The following is a 17739-nucleotide window of genomic DNA, read 5'->3' as shown; positions in this document are numbered from 1 at the left end:
CCCATCTTCGGATGGGTTTTTTTCTCCACCGTATTTTCTGCAAAACTATTCCATACCGCGCCTATCCCGGATGGAGTAGGATAGATGCACTAAAAAGGTGCAGGAGTCTGCTGTATGGCAACTGGCAAGCTGCCCGATGCTGGGCAGATCCTCAATTCACTCATCAACAGCATCCTGCTGTTGGATGACTCACTGGCGGTTCACTACGCCAACCCGGCGGCACAGCAGCTGCTGGCGCAAAGCTCCCGCAAGCTGTTCGGCACGCCGCTGCCCGATTTGCTCGGTTATTTTTCGCTGAACGTCTCTTTGATGCGCGAAAGCCTGCGCGCCGGGCAGGGCTTCACCGACAACGAAGTGACTCTGGTGGTCGATGGCCGCGCGCATATCCTTTCCCTGACCGCTCAAGCGCTGCCGGAAGGCTATATCCTGGTCGAACTGGCGCCGATGGACAATCAACGCCGCCTGAGCCAGGAACAGCTGCAGCATGCCCAACAGGTGGCCGCCCGCGATCTGGTGCGCGGTTTGGCGCACGAAATTAAAAACCCGCTGGGCGGCCTGCGCGGCGCGGCGCAGCTGCTGGCCAAGGCGCTGCCCGATCCGGCGCTGACCGAATACACCAAGGTGATCATTGAGCAGGCCGATCGGCTGCGCAATCTGGTGGATCGCCTGCTCGGACCGCAGCGGCCCGGCCAGCACATCACCCAAAGCATCCATCAGGTCGCGGAGCGCGTCTGCCAGCTGGTGTCGCTGGAAATGCCGGATAACGTCACGCTGGTGCGCGACTACGATCCCAGCCTGCCGGAAATGGCCCACGACCCGGATCAGATAGAGCAGGTGCTGCTGAACATCACCCGCAATGCGCTGCAGGCGCTGGGTGAGGCGGGCGGCACCATCACGCTGCGCACCCGCACCGCGTTTCAGATTACGTTGCACGGCACCCGCTACCGCCTGGCGGCGCGCATCGACGTCGAAGACGACGGCCCCGGCGTGCCGGCGCAGCTGCAGGACACGCTGTTTTACCCGATGGTCAGCGGCCGTGAAGGCGGTACCGGCCTGGGATTATCCATCGCCCGCAATCTGATCGATCAGCATTGCGGAAAAATTGAGTTCAACAGTTGGCCAGGTCATACCGAATTCTCGGTCTACCTGCCCATTCGTCAGTGAGGTTTGCAATGCAACGAGGGATAGTCTGGATCGTCGATGACGATAGCTCCATCCGCTGGGTGCTTGAGCGCGCGCTCACCGGCGCGGGCCTGAGCTGCGCCACCTTCGAAGGCGGCAATGACGTGCTGGAAGCCTTGGCCACGCAAACCCCCGACGTGCTGCTGTCCGATATCCGCATGCCGGGCATTGATGGTCTGGCGCTGCTCAAGCAGATCAAACAGCGCCACCCGATGCTGCCGGTGATCATCATGACCGCGCATTCGGACTTGGACGCCGCCGTCAGCGCTTATCAGCAAGGGGCCTTCGACTACCTGCCGAAGCCGTTCGACATCGACGAAGCGGTGGCGCTGGTCGAGCGCGCCATCAGCCATTATCAGGAGCAGCAGCAGCCGGTGCGCAGCCAGCCGGCCAGCGATCCGGCGGCGGACATCATCGGCGAAGCGCCGGCGATGCAGGACGTGTTTCGCATCATCGGCAGGCTCTCGCGTTCGTCGATCAGCGTGCTGATCAACGGCGAATCCGGCACCGGTAAAGAGCTGGTGGCGCATGCGCTGCACCGCCACAGCCCGCGCGCCAAATCACCGTTCATCGCCCTGAACATGGCCGCTATTCCCAAGGATCTGATCGAGTCCGAGCTGTTCGGCCACGAGAAAGGCGCCTTCACCGGCGCGAACCAAATCCGTCAGGGGCGCTTTGAACAGGCCGACGGCGGCACGCTGTTCCTCGACGAGATCGGCGATATGCCGCTCGACGTGCAAACGCGCCTGCTGCGGGTGCTGGCGGACGGCCAGTTCTACCGGGTCGGCGGCTATGCGCCGGTGAAGGTCGACGTGCGCATCATCGCCGCCACGCACCAGAACCTGGAGCTGCGGGTACAGGAAGGCAAGTTCCGCGAGGATCTGTTCCACCGCCTGAACGTGATCCGCGTACACCTGCCGCCGCTGCGCGAGCGCCGGGAAGACATCCCGCGGCTGGCGCGCCACTTCCTGCAGATCGCCGCCAAGGAGCTGGGCGTCGAGGCCAAGAACCTGCATCCGGAAACCGAAACCGCGCTGACCCGCCTGCCCTGGCCGGGCAACGTGCGCCAGCTGGAGAACACCTGCCGCTGGCTGACGGTGATGGCCGCCGGGCAAGAGGTGCTGATTCAGGATCTGCCGGGTGAACTGTTCGAAACCGCTGCGCCGGAGAGCCCCAGCCACAGCCTGCCGGACAGCTGGGCCACGCTGCTGGCGCAGTGGGCCGATCGCGCGCTGCGTTCCGGTCATCAAAATCTGCTGTCGGAAGCACAGCCGGAAATGGAGCGCACGCTGCTCACCACCGCCCTGCGCCACACCCAAGGGCACAAACAGGAAGCCGCGCGCCTGCTGGGCTGGGGGCGCAATACCCTGACACGCAAGCTTAAAGAGCTGGGCATGGAATAGGAACGGGGTGGATGATGAAAAACGCAGTCCGGCGCACAAAAAAACGCCAACCTCAGGCTTTACAGCCGGCGCGGGCGCAGTATGATCGTGTCGCACACTCTGGAGGTTGACGATGCTGGACTCATTCATCGTATTCATTTCTCAGGGCGCGGAGCTGGGCTCCGCCGCCAGCCACACCCCGCAGGCGGCGGTCGCCGCGGTGTTGTGCGCCGCGCTGATTAACTTCTTCAGTTAAAAAAACAGCCGCATCAGCGGCTGTTTTTTCATCCTCAGATCACCCGAGAGAACTGCTGGCTGCGCGCCTGTTGCCGCAGATAGCGGTCGAAGCACATGCAAATATTGCGGATCAGCAAGCGCCCGCGCGGCGTGACGCGAATGCCCTGCTCGTCGCGCTCCACCAGCCCATCGCGTTCAAACGGCGCCAGCAGCTGCAGGTCTTCGGCGAAGTAAGCGGTGAAATCGATGCCGTATTGCCGTTCGAGCGGCTGATACGCCAACCGAAAGTTGCAGATCAGCGTTTTGATCAGATCGCGCCGCAGACAATCGTCGTCCGTCAGCGCCAGCCCGCGCCACAGGGCGTTGCCCTGCGCCGGTACGCTCTCATAGTAATGCTTCAGCTCTTTCTGGTTCTGCGCATAGCTGTCGCCGAGCATGCTGATGGCCGACACGCCCAACCCCAGCAGATCGCTGTCGCCCTGGGTGGTGTAGCCCTGGAAATTGCGGTGCAGCTTGCCTTCGCGTTGCGCAATCGCCAGCTCATCGTCCGGGCGTGCAAAGTGATCCATACCGATAAACTGATAGCCGGCGTCAGTCAGGAACGCGATGCTCTGCTGCAGGATATCCAGCTTCTGCTGCGCGCTGGGCAGATCGGCGTCTTTGATTTTGCGCTGGGCGGCGAATAAATTCGGCATATGCGCGTAGTTGAACACGCTGAGGCGATCGGGATCCAGTTCAGCCACCCGCTGCAGGGTGAAGGCGAAGCTTTCCGGCGTCTGTTTCGGCAGGCCGTAGATCAGATCGATATTGGTCGAGCGGAAGCCCAGCGCTTTGGCCCGCTCGATCAGGGCGAAAATGAAGGCTTCATCCTGCTCGCGATTGACCAACTGCTGCACCTGCTTGTTGAAATCCTGCACCCCCATGCTCAAACGGTTAAAGCCTTCGGCGCGTAAATGATCGAGCACATCCAGCTCTATCTCGCGCGGATCGACTTCGATCGACATCTCCGCATCAGGCAGAAAATCAAAATGTTCGCGCAGCAGCGCCACCAGCCGGCTGATTTGCGCTTTGTCCAGGTAGGTTGGCGTACCGCCGCCCCAGTGCATCTGGCCAACCTTGCGGCCGGCGAACAGCGGCGCACGGCTGGCGATCTCTTGCGCCAAAACGTTCAGGTATTCGTCGGCCTTGTGCGTCTGGCGCGTCACCAGCTTGTTGCAGCCGCAGAAATAGCACAGCTTATGGCAGAAAGGGATATGCACGTACAGCGACAGCGGGCGCTCAGGGTAGCGCGCCGCGGCGCGTTGAAACGCCGCTTCGTCGTAGCGCTGGTTAAACTCGAGCGCCGTGGGGTATGAGGTATAACGCGGCCCTGAGTAGTTATATTTTTGGATCAGGGCCAAATCCCAGACAATCGTCTGCTCTGACATGCTCACTCCTTCCGATATCTTTTTCTACCGGGCCGGGAGAGGGGCGGTTGTCTGCGCTGTCTGGCCACGGAAGCGCTGCGAAAACGCGCTTTGCGCTTAGACAGCCGCCATAGTTTACCGAATAACCACAGCAGATAACACATCAAGAGTAGGGCTATTGTCGGGATCAGCCACATGGCGCGTTAAAAAGCGTCCTTCGGGTTGCCGCCTTTCAGCAGCTTCAGAATATCTTCCTGCTTCTCTTCTTCTTCCTCGTCGTCTTCATCGCCCAGCTCGATGCCCAGCACATCCATCAGCACATCGATGCGATCCAGCGTCTTGTCGACATACGCCTGCTCTTGCGCGTTCAGCGTTTCGCCATCGTCGATGCGATCCAGCAGCGCGTTCAGGCGTTCGTCATTTTCCAGCTTCGCCAGCTCTTCTTCCGGCGACAGGCGCGGTTTCGCTTCGGCCTTTGGCTTCGGCTGCGGTTTGGGCTTCACTTTGGTTTCGTCGACCACCAGCGCAACCGGCACTTTACTGCCGATACGCGGATCTTTGGCTTCCGCCGCCGATTTGTTTTTCTGGCTGCCGGACTCGACCTGAGTGCGTGAACCGGAAGCGTGGCCGCGGCGCTTTTTCAGGCGTTTGCGCTCGCGCGCTTCCTGATCGAGCTCCATACGGCTTTTCTTTTTCGTTTTTGACTTCGCCGCGCTGCCGCGAGGTGCTTTTGATGGCTGGTTCATAGCGTGTGCTCTTAGGTATGTAGATTCAGTATAGAATTGCGGCGGAATCTAGCAGAAAGCGGACAAAGAAAAAGGCGGCAGGTTAAACCTGCCGCCTATTTCGCACCTTCTTGCGAAGGGTATTCCTGTTACGCGCTCCTTGCGTACATGCAACATCCCGGTTTTTCCTTCTGCTATAACCGCATTCCCTGCCACTACGTCCTTCATCCTGAAAGGAAAATCGTCCATGGCGCAATCCATTCGCATCCGCTCTTCCCGAGCGCGCTTCCTGCGGGCATCCAAACTGCCGATACTTCACCATCCGATGTGCCTGCCGCCTATTCCGGTGCGAAAGGGTCACTTCCTTTTGCGTTCATCCTGGCACTCATTGCACGCCCTGTGCATTCCCTGAGATTTGTCATCCTTCCCGGATGTTCCCTAATCCTGCGCAACCCTGCGTTAACGAGTACTTTACGTTATTGTTGCGAAGGCTCAAGGCACCTGACGCCGATTTGACTGACATTTCCACACAACGAAAAAACAACATGTTGTTTTTAAAATAAAAACATAAATATCACTTTCGAATAAAGCGACATTACCCGCGATTCGAATGGCAAATGTCTCACAACGTACGGTCGGCTTAACTGTCGTTTTATCGCGCCCCGCCGCTTAAAAACGGAGAAACACGCCATTTTTACCGCTGATGCAGTTATAATCGCCAACCAGTTAGCCATCCTCACGGAGACGAAAAATTTTGACCAGCAAGAACTACAACTATCATGTGACCCATTTCGTCACCAGCGCACCCGATATTCGCCATCTTCCGGGGGATGCAGGAATTGAAGTCGCCTTTGCCGGCCGTTCCAACGCCGGTAAATCCAGCGCGCTGAATACGCTGACCAACCAAAAAAGCCTGGCGCGCACCAGTAAGACGCCGGGGCGCACCCAGCTGATCAACCTGTTCGAAGTGGAAGACGGCATTCGTCTGGTCGACCTGCCGGGTTATGGCTACGCCGAAGTGCCGGAAGAAATGAAGCGCAAATGGCAACGCGCGCTGGGCGAATACCTGCAGATGCGCAACAGCCTGAAAGGGCTGGTGGTGCTGATGGATATCCGCCATCCGCTGAAAGATCTCGACCAGCAGATGATCCAGTGGGCGGTCGACGTCGGCACGCCGGTGCTGGTGTTGCTGACCAAGGCCGACAAGCTGGCCTCCGGCGCACGCAAGGCACAGCTCAACATGGTGCGTGAAGCGGTGCTGCCGTTTATGGGGGATATCCAGGTCGAAGCCTTCTCATCGCTGAAAAAGATCGGCGTCGACAAGCTGCGCCAGAAGCTGGACACCTGGTTTAACGAGATCCCGCCGGAAGTGCTGCCGGAAGAGGACATCGGCGAATAAGCCCTGATCGCACGTTTGAGCCGATGTCTTACCGCATCGGCTTTTTTATGCCCGCAGATCGGCCGCAGGCGGGATTTTTTGTTATCTAATTACACTTTTGAAATAAAGCCATCATAAAGACTTATTGCCAAAACGGGCTTGTCTCGCCGAATTACGCGGATTGAGGGAGCGGAAGCTGAAATGAAAAGCGGGGCCGAGCGATAGGAAAAACGTATGGTTTGCTGCTGTTTTTACAATAAAAAACGCCCCAGTCAATACTGACTGGGGCGGCTAAATATTCAGCCAAATCCGATTACGTGAAGTAAAAGGTCTGAAAGATAGAACATCTTACCTCTGTACCCTACGCCTGTAACTCTACATCATTTTTTCGCAGGGAAAAAGAATTTTTTGTAGTTTACTTACACAATTTGCGGCGCAAGAACGGCGAAGTTGGGGAAACTATCGCCGCATCTTGTAGCTTAATTACGAAAAGTGCTTAGCTTCTCGCCAGTTAGCGCATACGGCGATAACCCGGCGATCAGTGCGCTTCATCCCAGTTCATGCCGACGCCCACATCGACCTTCAGCGGCACCGCCAGAGCCATGCTGCCTTCCATCAGTTGGCGGATGCGCTGGCTGGCTTCTTCGATCACCGATTCATGCACCTCGAACACCAATTCATCGTGCACCTGCATGATCGCGCGCACCAACGGCTTCTCCTGCCCTTGCAGCCAGGCGTCGACCTCGATCATCGCACGCTTGATGATATCGGCTGCCGTGCCCTGCATCGGGGCGTTGATGGCGGCGCGCTCGGCCGCCTTGCGGCGCATGGCGTTGCTGGAGCGGACGTCCGGCAGATACAGACGGCGGCCGTCCAGCGTGCTGACATAGCCCTGCTCGGAAGCCTGCTGACGGGTGCGCTCCATGTAATCCAGCACGCCCGGGTAACGCTCAAAGTAGAGATCCATATAGCGCTGGGCTTCCCCACGCGGGATCCCCAACTGACGCGCCAGGCCGAAGGCGCTCATGCCGTAAATCAAACCGAAGTTAATCGCCTTGGCGCTGCGGCGCTGCTCGCCGGTCACTTTATCCAACGGCACGCCGAAAACTTCCGACGCCGTGGCGCGGTGAATGTCTTTCCCTTCGGCAAAGGCCTTCAGCAGACCCTCATCCTGTGACAGATGCGCCATGATGCGCAGCTCGATCTGCGAGTAGTCGGCCGCAACGATGCGGTAGCCTTCCGGCGCAATAAAGGCCTGGCGAATGCGCCGCCCTTCTTCGTTGCGCACCGGGATATTCTGCAGGTTCGGATCGCTCGAGGAGAGGCGGCCGGTGGCGGTCACCGCCTGATGGTACGAGGTATGCACCCGGCCGCTGACCGGATTGATCATCAACGGCAGCTTGTCGGTATAGGTGGTCTTCAGTTTCGCCAGGCCGCGGTATTCCAGGATCACCTTCGGCAGCGGGTAGTCCAGCGCCAGCTCGGCCAGCACCTCTTCGTTGGTGGACGGCGCCCCGCCCGGGGTTTTCTTCAGCACCGGCAGCTTTTGTTTTTCGTACAGGATCGCCTGCAGCTGCTTGGTCGACGCCAGGTTGAACGGCTCTTCCGCCAGCTCGTGGGCCTGCGCCTCCAACTCTGCCAGACGCTTGGCCAACTCCTGGGAGTGGGCCGACAAAATGGCCGGATCGATCAGCACCCCGGTGCGTTCGATATGCGACAGCACCGGCAGCAGCGGCATTTCAATCTCATTGAATACCGTCAGCAGTTCCGCGCTCTGTTTCAGCTGCGGCCACATCGCCAGGTGCAGCTGCAGCGTGACATCGGCATCTTCGGCGGCGTAAGGCGCCGCCTGCTCCAGCGCGATCTGATTGAACGTCAGCTGGTTTTTGCCCTTGCCGGCGATCTCTTCGAAGGTGATGGTTTTGTGGCCCAGATAACGATCGGCCAGGCTGTCCATATCGTGACGGCCGCCGACGCTGTCCAGCACATAGGACTCCAACATGGTGTCGTAGGCGATGCCGCGCATCTCGATGCCGTAGCGCGCCAGCAGGCTCATGTCGAACTTCAGGTTTTGCCCGACCTTGAGCGCCTTCTCGTCTTCCAGCAGCGGCTTGAGCGCCTCCAGCACATAAGCGCGATCCAGCTGCGCCGGCGCATCCAGATAATCGTGCGCCACCGGCAAATAGGCCGCTTCGCCCGGCGCGATCGCGAAGGACAGGCCGATCAGGTTGGCGGTCAGGGTATCCAGACCGTCGGTTTCGGTATCGAAGGCAAACACGTCGGCCTTTTTCAGCCGCGCCAGCCAGTCGGTAAAGGTCGCTTCATCCAGGATAGTGACATACCCGTCCTGGGACAGCTTGGCTTCCGCCAAGGCTTTCGGCGCTTCCACGGCGGCTGCCGGTTTGGCGGCGCCGGCAGCTTTCGCGCCCGCGCCTTTCTTGTTTTCCAGCCAGACGCCGGCTTCCACGTCCGCCAGCCAGCGTTTGAACTCGTACTGTTTGAACAGCTGTTGCAGCGTATCGACATCCGGCTCAGATACCGTCAGGTCCGCGCAGGTCAGATCCAGTTCGACGTCGGTTTTGATCGTCGCCAGCTTATAGGAGAGGTACGCGACCTCTTTGTTCTGCTCCAGCTTGGCCGCCATGGTTTTGGCGCCGCGGAAGCTCAGCGTGGCGATGTTCTCCAGATTGCCGTACAGCGCATCCAGCCCGCCGATCCCCTGCAGCAACGCCTGGGCGGTTTTCTCGCCCACGCCCGGCACGCCGGGAATGTTGTCCGATGAATCGCCCATCAGCGCCAGGAAGTCGATGATCAACTCCGGCGGAATGCCGTACTTGTCGCACACTTCCTGCGGGCCGAGGATCGTGTTGTTCATGGTGTTGATCAGGGTGACGTTCGGCGTCACCAGCTGCGCCATGTCTTTGTCGCCGGTGCTGATCAGCACCGCATGGCCGGCCTTTTCGGCCTCCAACGCCAGCGTACCGATAACGTCGTCCGCCTCAACGCCGGGTGTCACCAGCAGCGGCAGGCCCATCGCCTTGACCATGCTGTGCAGCGGCTCGATCTGCGCGCGCAGATCGTCCGGCATCGGCGGCCGGTGTGATTTGTATTCAGCGAAGAGATCATCGCGGAAGGTTTTCCCTTTGGCATCAAACACCACGGCAACGTGGCTCGGTTGATACTGCAGCAGCAGGCTGCGCAGCATATTCAGCACGCCGTACATCGCGCCGGTCGGCTCGCCCGCCGAGTTGGTCAGCGGCGGGAAGGCGTGATAAGCGCGGTAGAGGTAGGAGGAACCGTCAACCAGGATTAGTGGGTTTTCTGCAATCTGGGCCATAGCGTTTCTTTATCGTGATCGGACATAGAGGTAAGCATGCCATAGCTGGCCGCCGGAGACGAACCTTAGCGTGCATTGCGGACGAAAATGATGTGATTGTGTGCGAGGATCCGCAAGATCTTACCTGTGGATAACTTTGTGCATAGAAAAGAGACCGAATTATAACGCTGCGATTATCGTTATAACGGCGAATAAAATTCCTATTTAAATCACCGCGTTAAAAGAACGAATTCCGGCGACGCTTTATTACTGGCATTTATTGAATTTGTGGATATAACTTTCGCCGGATTTTAATCGCACTATTAATCAAATTCGGCGCCTCAATTACCATAGCACAAGCTGGACAAGTTGCACGAAAACTCAGCAAATGGTTATCCATCGAGACGAAAAACAGTGATTTTTAGCGGCGCTTTACCCCGGCGATTTCTGTTAAAATGCGTTTTTGTTCATGCGCTTTGGCATGCAACGATGTTCCCAACAACCGTCAGCCCATAATCATGCCAAGATTGTTAACGCCTGTTATCTTTATCATTTCCGTCATACTTACCATTCTGGTGACGGTGTTGTGCTCCATCCCCATCACGCTGGCCGGCATCGTGAAACTCCTGGTGCCCATTCCCGCCGTCTGGCGATATATCTCGGCTTTCGCCGATTTCATGATGTGGTGTTGGTGCCAAGGGCTGGCGCTGTTATTGCGCATTAACGGGCAACTGCGTTGGGATATTGAAGGGCTGGAAGGGTTGGATCGCAAAAACTGGTATCTGCTGATCAGCAACCACGAAAGCTGGTCGGACATTGTCGTGTTATGCGTGCTGTTCAGAAATCATATTCCAATGAATAAGTATTTCCTCAAGCAACAGCTCGCCTGGGTGCCTTTTGTCGGCCTGGCCTGCTGGGCGCTGGATATGCCATTCATGAAGCGTTACTCCCGCGCCTATTTGCTCAAGCATCCGGAAAAGCGCGGCAAGGATATCGAAACGACGCGCCGTTCCTGCGAAAAATTCCGCCAGCGTCCAACCACCATCGTCAATTTCGTCGAGGGTTCGCGCTTCACTGAAGCCAAGAAAATTAAAAGCAACTCGCCGTATCGCAATTTGCTGGCGCCTAAAGCCGCCGGCATCGCGTTTACGCTCAGCGCGCTGGGCAATCAGTTCGACAAAGTGTTGAACGTTACTCTGCTCTATCCGGAAAATAACCAGCGGCCTTTTATGGATATGCTGTGTGGGCGGCTGACGCGTATCGTGGTGAGAATAGAGACGCTGCCGATCGATGAAACCCTGCACGGCGACTACTTCAACGACAAACAGTTCAAGCGGCGCTTCCAGCTGTGGCTGAATACGCTGTGGCAGGAAAAAGACCGGTTGCTGGATAAATTGAAGCGGCAATACGGATAAAAAAACGCCGGCGATGCCGGCGTTTTTCATATTGAATCAGGCTTATTTCTGCTGGCTGAGGAATTTAACCACATCGGCGAACTGCTTCACGTAAGCGTCCATCGAGCTGGTGTCCAGGCCATCGTTTTTAACCATGTATTTGCCGTTGACGAATACCGCCGGCACGCCGCGCAGCTGCAGATCTTCTGCGGCTTTCTCCTGTTGAACCACCAGAGATTTCACCACGAAGCTGTTCCAGGCCGCGTCATAATCTGCAGCGGTCACGCCCGCTTTCACGAAGACGTTGCGGATATCGTCCGGCGTTTGCACGGTCTGGGTTTTCTGCACCGCTTCAAACATCAGCGGGCTCACCTTGTCTTCCACGCCCAGCGCCATCGCCACCGCCCACGCCTGAGTCAGCTGTTTGCCCAACGGCCCCAGGAACTCCACGTGGTACTTGGTCATTTTGGTGCCGGCAGGCAGCGCTTTCTTTACGTTCTCAGACACATGATAGACCTGCTCGAACTGGTAGCAGTGCGGGCAGTAGAAGGAGAAGAACTCCAACACCTGCGGCTCGCCGGTCACCGGTTTGTCCAGAGTCACATACTGAGCGCCATCGCTAAACTGTGCCGCCGAGGCGCTGAATGCCATCACCATGCCAACGAGCGCCAACCATATTTTTTTCATAAGACTAAACTCTCCATTGTGTTAAAGCTTCAATACATTGGCGTCAGCTGCAGAGGAGGCTCCTGCAACAGCTTAACCTGTTCGGTGAAGGCCGCAGTCTGAGACAACCAGAAATCAGACTCCGCCATCCACGGAAAACTCTTAGGGAAGGCCGGATCCTGCCAGCGGCGAGCGACCCAGGCCAGGTAATACACCATGCGCATCGCCCGCAGTGGTTCAATCAACGCCAGCTCGCGCTGATCGAACTCGGCAAATTCGCTATACGCCTCCAGCAAGACATCCAGCTGCATCAGTTGATCGCGACGTTCGCCATGCAGCAACATCCACAGATCCTGCACTGCCGGGCCGTTGCGCGCGTCATCAAGATCGACGAACAGCGGGCCATCGCACCACAGAATATTGCCCGGATGGCAGTCACCGTGCAAACGGCGCGGCTGCCAGTTCAGATGCCAGTGCGACTTGATCGCCGCAATCAGATTATCCGTCGCCTGCAGGAACGCGTCACGCTGCGTTGCCGGTAGCAGCCCGCAATCGACCAGCACCTGACGCGGGCCGGTGAGGTACTCTTCAATCCCCATCGTTGGCCGCTCAGCGAACAAACGCTCACCGCCGACCTGGTGGATACGCCCCAAAAAACGGCCCACCCATTCCAACTGATCCAGATTGTCTATCTCGTATTGCCGGCCCCCTACGCTGGGGAACAGGGCAAAGAAAAAGCCGCCGTGCGTATGCAGGGTAGCGCCTTGCAGCGCCAACGGCGCCACCGCCGGGATCTCCGCACCGGCCAGATCCAGAGCGAACTGATGTTCCTCACCGATCTGTGCGGCGCTCCAGCGCTCCGGGCGGTAAAACTTCACCACGTAGCGCCGGCGATCTTCGTCCATAAACTGATAGACGCGGTTCTCGTAGCTGTTCAGCGCCGTGAGGCCGGAATCGACGCGCAGGCCAACTCCTTCTAGCGCGTCCATAATCAAATCGGGCGACAGGGTTTCGAAATTAAAAGCAGAGTTATTCATAACGTTCGTTTGATCGCTGACAGCACGGTGCCGGGAATGAGAAATAGTAGCATTAATGGCGCATTTCACGCGCTATGCTTTCTCGCACCGCACGAGGATCAGTCCTTGATAACGCCGCGAGCGCGCAGCAGCGCCGTTTTAAAATCTTCTTCGTAATCTTTCTTCAGACCCGGGATCTGATCCGTGCCGGCGCTACCGCGCATTTTCAGGTGATAAATGAGAATGTCGTCGCTCAGTTCGGACAACTCGCCCTGGAAGCCCGCTTCCTTCGCCAGCTTTTGCAAAAACTGCATCAAATTGAGATCGGGATCTTCCTGCCAGGCCGGGTGCAACAGCTCGATCAACTCGTTTACGCGATGCGTTTTCATCTCAATATCGTCCAATAGCATGAATAAACTCACAAAGTAACAGGCTTACCCACACAGTGAAAGAACCGGCTTGTCAATAAAGGTAAATCCTGATGTCACGCCTGCTTTAGCGCTACAATCAGCCCATCGACAAGGCGGGATAAACGAGATGCATAAAGAAATCAGCGGCGTCATTTTGGCCGGTGGACGGGCCACGCGTATGGGCGGTGAAGACAAAGGCCTGGTGTCGATTGGTGGTATCGCACTCTATCAACACATATTGGCTCGGTTACGGCCGCAGGTGGCTTCCATCGTCATCAGCGCCAATCGCAATCAGGCATGTTACCAGGCGAGCGGTTTGCCGGTGATTGGCGATCTGACGCCCGATTTCGCCGGGCCGTTGGCCGGTATGCTGGCCGGACTCAAGCAATCTTCCAACGAATGGGTGGCCTTCGTCCCTTGTGACGTCCCCGACTTTCCCGCTGACTTAGTGGCACAACTCTGGCGGCAAAAAGGCGCTGCGCCGGCTGCCTTTGCCAGCGATGGCGAACGTGATCACCCTACGCTGGCGTTACTGCATACCCAAATAGCGCCGCAGCTGGCCGACTATCTGGCGCGCGGTGAACGCAAGCTGATGCTGTTCTTGCATCAGATTAACGCACAACGCGTGGTGTTCAGCGGACAACAAGCGGCATTTCATAACCTGAATACGCCGGAAGACTGCCGACATTGGCAGCAAACACGAGAGTTAAAGAAATGAATCGTTCATTGCCCCCCTTGCTGGCCATCGGCGCCTACAGCGGTACGGGAAAAACCACCCTGCTCAAACAGCTGATCCCGTTGCTGAAACAGCGCCAGGTAAGGATTGGACTGATCAAACATACGCATCACGATATGGATGTGGATACGCCAGGTAAGGACAGCTATGAGCTGCGTAAAGCGGGCGCCGATCAGACGCTGGTCGCCAGCGATCGCCGCTGGGCATTAATGACCGAAACGCCGGAGCAACAACCTTTGGATCTACGCTACCTGGCAGAGCGTTTTGATGCCGATAAGATCGATTTGATTCTTGTTGAAGGGTTTAAACATGAGCCGGTCAGCAAAATCCTGCTTTATCGGACCGAGATCGGCAAACCGTTGGAAGACATGTTGGATCAGTTTGTCGTGGCGGTAGCCAGCGACCGACCACTATCCATCTCAGCTAAGCAGCTGGATCTCAATCAACCGGAAAGCATCGCCGAATTTATTGTCGAGTGGTTGAAAGGCGCAGCGTAGCTGCGCTTTTTTACGTTTTACGCATAGCAAAAAGCCCTGAACGTCAGTTCAGGGCTTTCGGCTTTGTTTGATGCCTGGCAGTTTATGGCGGGCGTCCTGCCCGCCCCCCTTCGGGCCGTTGCTTCGCAACGTTCAAATCCGCTCCCGGCGGATTTGTCCTACACCATTCGTCTCAGGATGCCCATGCTCGAGCAGAACGCCAGATAACAGACAAAACAAAAAGCCCCATGCTTTCGCATGAGGCTTGTTGTTTTATTTGATGCCTGGCAGTGTCCTACTCTCGCATGGGGAGACCCCACACTACCATCGGCGCTACGGCGTTTCACTTCTGAGTTCGGCATGGGGTCAGGTGGGACCACCGCGCTATTGCCGCCAGGCAAATTCGTTTCATTCCAACCGCTTCACTCTCGTGTCGCCATCAGAACCAATCTCGGAACTTTGCTGAAAATCTCTCTAAAAACACCTTCGGTGTTGTAAGGTTAAGCCTCACGGATCATTAGTACTGGTTAGCTCAATGCATCGCTGCACTTACACACCCAGCCTATCAACGTCTTAGTCTTAAACGTTCCTTCAGGGGCCTTAAAGGCCCAGGGAAGACTCATCTTGAGGCAAGTTTCGCGCTTAGATGCTTTCAGCGCTTATCTTTTCCGCACTTAGCTACCGGGCAATGCCATTGGCATGACAACCCGAACACCAGTGGTGCGTTCACTCCGGTCCTCTCGTACTAGGAGCAACCCCTCTCAATCTTCCAACGCCCACGGCAGATAGGGACCGAACTGTCTCACGACGTTCTAAACCCAGCTCGCGTACCACTTTAAATGGCGAACAGCCATACCCTTGGGACCTACTTCAGCCCCAGGATGTGATGAGCCGACATCGAGGTGCCAAACACCGCCGTCGATATGAACTCTTGGGCGGTATCAGCCTGTTATCCCCGGAGTACCTTTTATCCGTTGAGCGATGGCCCTTCCATTCAGAACCACCGGATCACTAAGACCTACTTTCGTACCTGCTCGAGCCGTCACTCTCGCAGTCAAGCTAGCTTATGCCTTTGCACTAACCTCACGATGTCCGACCGTGATTAGCTAACCTTCGTGCTCCTCCGTTACTCTTTGGGAGGAGACCGCCCCAGTCAAACTACCCACCAGACACTGTCCTCACCCCGGATCACGGGGCCGAGTTAGAACATCAAACATTAAAGGGTGGTATTTCAAGGATGGCTCCACGCAGACTGGCGTCCACGCTTCAAAGCCTCCCACCTATCCTACACATCAAGGCTCAATGTTCAGTGTCAAGCTATAGTAAAGGTTCACGGGGTCTTTCCGTCTTGCCGCGGGTACACTGCATCTTCACAGCGAGTTCAATTTCACTGAGTCTCGGGTGGAGACAGCCTGGCCATCATTACGCCATTCGTGCAGGTCGGAACTTACCCGACAAGGAATTTCGCTACCTTAGGACCGTTATAGTTACGGCCGCCGTTTACTGGGGCTTCGATCAAGAGCTTCGCCTTGCGGCTGACCCCATCAATTAACCTTCCAGCACCGGGCAGGCGTCACACCGTATACGTCCACTTTCGTGTTTGCACAGTGCTGTGTTTTTATTAAACAGTTGCAGCCAGCTGGTATCTTCGACTGGCTTCAGCTCCATCCGCAAGGGACTTCACCTACATGCCAGCGTGCCTTCTCCCGAAGTTACGGCACCATTTTGCCTAGTTCCTTCACCCGAGTTCTCTCAAGCGCCTTGGTATTCTCTACCTGACCACCTGTGTCGGTTTGGGGTACGATTTAATGTTACCTGGAGCTTAGAGGATTTTCCTGGAAGCAGGGCATCAACTACTTCTGCACCGTAGTGCATCGTCATCACGCCTCAGGGTTAGTATGCAACCGGATTTACCAGGTCACACCCCCTACACGCTTAAACCGGGACAACCGTCGCCCGGCTAGCCTAGCCTTCTCCGTCCCCCCTTCGCAGTAACACCAAGTACAGGAATATTAACCTGTTTCCCATCGACTACGCTTTTCAGCCTCGCCTTAGGGGTCGACTCACCCTGCCCCGATTAACGTTGGACAGGAACCCTTGGTCTTCCGGCGAGCGGGCTTTTCACCCGCTTTATCGTTACTTATGTCAGCATTCGCACTTCTGATACCTCCAGCAACCCTCACAGGCCACCTTCAACGGCTTACAGAACGCTCCCCTACCCAACAACGCTAAGCGTCGCTGCCGCAGCTTCGGTGCATGGTTTAGCCCCGTTACATCTTCCGCGCAGGCCGACTCGACCAGTGAGCTATTACGCTTTCTTTAAATGATGGCTGCTTCTAAGCCAACATCCTGGCTGTCTATGCCTTCCCACATCGTTTCCCACTTAACCATGACTTTGGGACCTTAGCTGGCGGTCTGGGTTGTTTCCCTCTTCACGACGGACGTTAGCACCCGCCGTGTGTCTCCCGTGATAACATTCTTCGGTATTCGGAGTTTGCATCGGTTTGGTAAGCCGGGATGGCCCCCTAGCCGAAACAGTGCTCTACCCCCGAAGATGAGTTCACGAGGCGCTACCTAAATAGCTTTCGGGGAGAACCAGCTATCTCCCGGTTTGATTGGCCTTTCACCCCCAGCCACAAGTCATCCGCTAATTTTTCAACATTAGTCGGTTCGGTCCTCCAGTTAGTGTTACCCAACCTTCAACCTGCCCATGGCTAGATCACCGGGTTTCGGGTCTATACCTTGCAACTAGTCGCCCAGTTAAGACTCGGTTTCCCTACGGCTCCCCTATACGGTTAACCTTGCTACAAAATATAAGTCGCTGACCCATTATACAAAAGGTACGCAGTCACACCACGAAGGTGCTCCCACTGCTTGTACGTACACGGTTTCAGGTTCTATTTCACTCCCCTCGCCGGGGTTCTTTTCGCCTTTCCCTCACGGTACTGGTTCACTATCGGTCAGTCAGGAGTATTTAGCCTTGGAGGATGGTCCCCCCATATTCAGACAGGATGTCACGTGTCCCGCCCTACTCATCGAACTCACGACCTGTGCATTTTAGTGTACGGGGCTATCACCCTTTGCTGCGCGACTTTCCAGACGCTTCCACTAACACACAAGCCGATTCAGGTTCTGGGCTCCTCCCCGTTCGCTCGCCGCTACTGGGGGAATCTCGGTTGATTTCTTTTCCTCGGGGTACTTAGATGTTTCAGTTCCCCCGGTTCGCCTCATGCCACTATGTATTCATGACATGATAGTGTGTCGAAACACACTGGGTTTCCCCATTCGGGTATCGCCGGTTATAACGGTTCATATCACCTTACCGACGCTTTTCGCAGATTAGCACGCCCTTCATCGCCTCTGACTGCCTAGGCATCCACCGTGTACGCTTAGTCACTTAACCTCACAACCCGAA

Annotated in this window: 13 protein-coding genes and 2 rRNA genes; 7 read left to right on the top strand and 8 right to left on the bottom strand. The window is 56.7% G+C overall.

Going from position 1 to position 17739, the window contains the following annotated elements:
- The first annotated feature begins 114 nt into the window (after nucleotides 1-114).
- From glnL to ACMGF7_RS08085, 3 genes are all read left to right on the top strand, one after another.
- Nucleotides 115-1164, top strand: a complete 1050-nt coding sequence (gene glnL, locus ACMGF7_RS08095) for a nitrogen regulation protein NR(II) (RefSeq protein ID WP_004931246.1) — start codon at nucleotides 115-117, stop codon at nucleotides 1162-1164.
- Nucleotides 1165-1172: 8 nt separating this feature from the next.
- Nucleotides 1173-2585 carry a nitrogen regulation protein NR(I) gene (gene glnG / locus ACMGF7_RS08090; protein WP_015379452.1) on the top strand — a complete coding sequence of 471 codons (1413 nt, stop codon included), beginning with the start codon at nucleotides 1173-1175 and terminating at the stop codon, nucleotides 2583-2585.
- A 112-nt stretch (nucleotides 2586-2697) separates the two neighbouring features.
- On the top strand, nucleotides 2698-2820 hold the full coding sequence (locus tag ACMGF7_RS08085; protein ID WP_015379453.1) for a YshB family small membrane protein: 123 nt from the start codon (nucleotides 2698-2700) through the stop codon (nucleotides 2818-2820).
- A 34-nt stretch (nucleotides 2821-2854) separates the two neighbouring features.
- Here ACMGF7_RS08085 and hemN read toward each other — a convergent pair whose 3' ends face one another.
- Both hemN and yihI read right to left on the bottom strand, forming a co-directional pair.
- Nucleotides 2855-4228, bottom strand: coding sequence for an oxygen-independent coproporphyrinogen III oxidase (gene hemN, locus ACMGF7_RS08080; protein ID WP_049240858.1), 1374 nt, complete (start codon nucleotides 4226-4228; stop codon nucleotides 2855-2857).
- A 182-nt stretch (nucleotides 4229-4410) separates the two neighbouring features.
- Entirely contained in the window at nucleotides 4411-4953 is a 543-nt protein-coding gene (gene yihI / locus ACMGF7_RS08075; RefSeq protein ID WP_160125995.1) for a Der GTPase-activating protein YihI, read from the bottom strand.
- A 733-nt stretch (nucleotides 4954-5686) separates the two neighbouring features.
- Between yihI and yihA the strand changes: the two genes are divergently transcribed.
- Nucleotides 5687-6331, top strand: a complete 645-nt coding sequence (gene yihA, locus ACMGF7_RS08070; protein WP_004931258.1) for a ribosome biogenesis GTP-binding protein YihA/YsxC — start codon at nucleotides 5687-5689, stop codon at nucleotides 6329-6331.
- A 517-nt stretch (nucleotides 6332-6848) separates the two neighbouring features.
- Here the strand turns inward: yihA and polA are convergent.
- Entirely contained in the window at nucleotides 6849-9647 is a 2799-nt protein-coding gene (gene polA, locus ACMGF7_RS08065; protein ID WP_021504486.1) for a DNA polymerase I, read from the bottom strand.
- A 497-nt stretch (nucleotides 9648-10144) separates the two neighbouring features.
- Between polA and ACMGF7_RS08060 the strand changes: the two genes are divergently transcribed.
- Nucleotides 10145-11041, top strand: coding sequence for an acyltransferase (locus ACMGF7_RS08060; protein ID WP_015379457.1), 897 nt, complete (start codon nucleotides 10145-10147; stop codon nucleotides 11039-11041).
- Between the two features lie 42 nt (nucleotides 11042-11083).
- Here ACMGF7_RS08060 and dsbA read toward each other — a convergent pair whose 3' ends face one another.
- The 3 genes from dsbA to ACMGF7_RS08045 form a co-directional block, all read right to left on the bottom strand.
- The gene (gene dsbA, locus ACMGF7_RS08055; RefSeq protein ID WP_004931264.1) at nucleotides 11084-11707 is read right to left on the bottom strand and encodes a thiol:disulfide interchange protein DsbA; all 624 of its coding nucleotides are present in this window, start codon (nucleotides 11705-11707) and stop codon (nucleotides 11084-11086) included.
- Nucleotides 11708-11736: 29 nt separating this feature from the next.
- The gene (locus ACMGF7_RS08050) at nucleotides 11737-12723 is read right to left on the bottom strand and encodes a serine/threonine protein kinase (RefSeq protein ID WP_420286414.1); all 987 of its coding nucleotides are present in this window, start codon (nucleotides 12721-12723) and stop codon (nucleotides 11737-11739) included.
- 98 nt (nucleotides 12724-12821) lie between these two features.
- Entirely contained in the window at nucleotides 12822-13091 is a 270-nt protein-coding gene (locus ACMGF7_RS08045) for a YihD family protein (protein WP_004931268.1), read from the bottom strand.
- A 148-nt stretch (nucleotides 13092-13239) separates the two neighbouring features.
- Here ACMGF7_RS08045 and mobA point away from each other — a divergent pair, with 148 nt between their 5' ends.
- On the top strand, nucleotides 13240-13830 hold the full coding sequence (gene mobA, locus ACMGF7_RS08040; RefSeq protein WP_049240864.1) for a molybdenum cofactor guanylyltransferase MobA: 591 nt from the start codon (nucleotides 13240-13242) through the stop codon (nucleotides 13828-13830).
- Nucleotides 13827-14345: a molybdopterin-guanine dinucleotide biosynthesis protein MobB gene (gene mobB, locus ACMGF7_RS08035; protein WP_164095876.1), complete on the top strand. Its 519-nt coding sequence runs from the start codon at nucleotides 13827-13829 to the stop codon at nucleotides 14343-14345. The genes mobA and mobB overlap by 4 nt, the downstream gene beginning before the upstream one ends.
- Nucleotides 14346-14606: 261 nt before the next feature.
- Here the strand turns inward: mobB and rrf are convergent.
- Both rrf and ACMGF7_RS08025 read right to left on the bottom strand, forming a co-directional pair.
- Nucleotides 14607-14722 (bottom strand): 5S ribosomal RNA (gene rrf, locus ACMGF7_RS08030).
- Between the two features lie 98 nt (nucleotides 14723-14820).
- A 23S ribosomal RNA gene (locus tag ACMGF7_RS08025) occupies nucleotides 14821-17727 on the bottom strand.
- Nucleotides 17728-17739: the final 12 nt, after the last annotated feature.

The sequence above is a fragment of the Serratia sp. BNK-17 genome (assembly GCF_048684935.1).
Lineage (GTDB): Bacteria > Pseudomonadota > Gammaproteobacteria > Enterobacterales > Enterobacteriaceae > Serratia > Serratia nematodiphila.
The sequence above is the reverse complement of the archived record's forward strand: the minus strand, read 5'-3'. Positions and strand labels throughout refer to the sequence as shown.

Bases quoted from the DNA above. Each gene is read 5' to 3' on its own strand.
- glnL (WP_004931246.1), top strand. From the start codon at position 115: ATGGCAACTGGCAAGCTGCCCGATGCTGGGCAGATCCTCAATTCACTC.
- glnG (WP_015379452.1), top strand. From the start codon at position 1,173: ATGCAACGAGGGATAGTCTGGATCGTCGATGACGATAGCTCCATCCGC.
- ACMGF7_RS08085 (WP_015379453.1), top strand. From the start codon at position 2,698: ATGCTGGACTCATTCATCGTATTCATTTCTCAGGGCGCGGAGCTGGGC.
- hemN (WP_049240858.1), bottom strand. From the start codon at position 4,228: ATGTCAGAGCAGACGATTGTCTGGGATTTGGCCCTGATCCAAAAATAT.
- yihI (WP_160125995.1), bottom strand. From the start codon at position 4,953: ATGAACCAGCCATCAAAAGCACCTCGCGGCAGCGCGGCGAAGTCAAAA.
- polA (WP_021504486.1), bottom strand. From the start codon at position 9,647: ATGGCCCAGATTGCAGAAAACCCACTAATCCTGGTTGACGGTTCCTCC.
- ACMGF7_RS08060 (WP_015379457.1), top strand. From the start codon at position 10,145: ATGCCAAGATTGTTAACGCCTGTTATCTTTATCATTTCCGTCATACTT.
- dsbA (WP_004931264.1), bottom strand. From the start codon at position 11,707: ATGAAAAAAATATGGTTGGCGCTCGTTGGCATGGTGATGGCATTCAGC.
- ACMGF7_RS08050 (WP_420286414.1), bottom strand. From the start codon at position 12,723: ATGAATAACTCTGCTTTTAATTTCGAAACCCTGTCGCCCGATTTGATT.
- ACMGF7_RS08045 (WP_004931268.1), bottom strand. From the start codon at position 13,091: ATGAAAACGCATCGCGTAAACGAGTTGATCGAGCTGTTGCACCCGGCC.
- mobA (WP_049240864.1), top strand. From the start codon at position 13,240: ATGCATAAAGAAATCAGCGGCGTCATTTTGGCCGGTGGACGGGCCACG.
- mobB (WP_164095876.1), top strand. From the start codon at position 13,827: ATGAATCGTTCATTGCCCCCCTTGCTGGCCATCGGCGCCTACAGCGGT.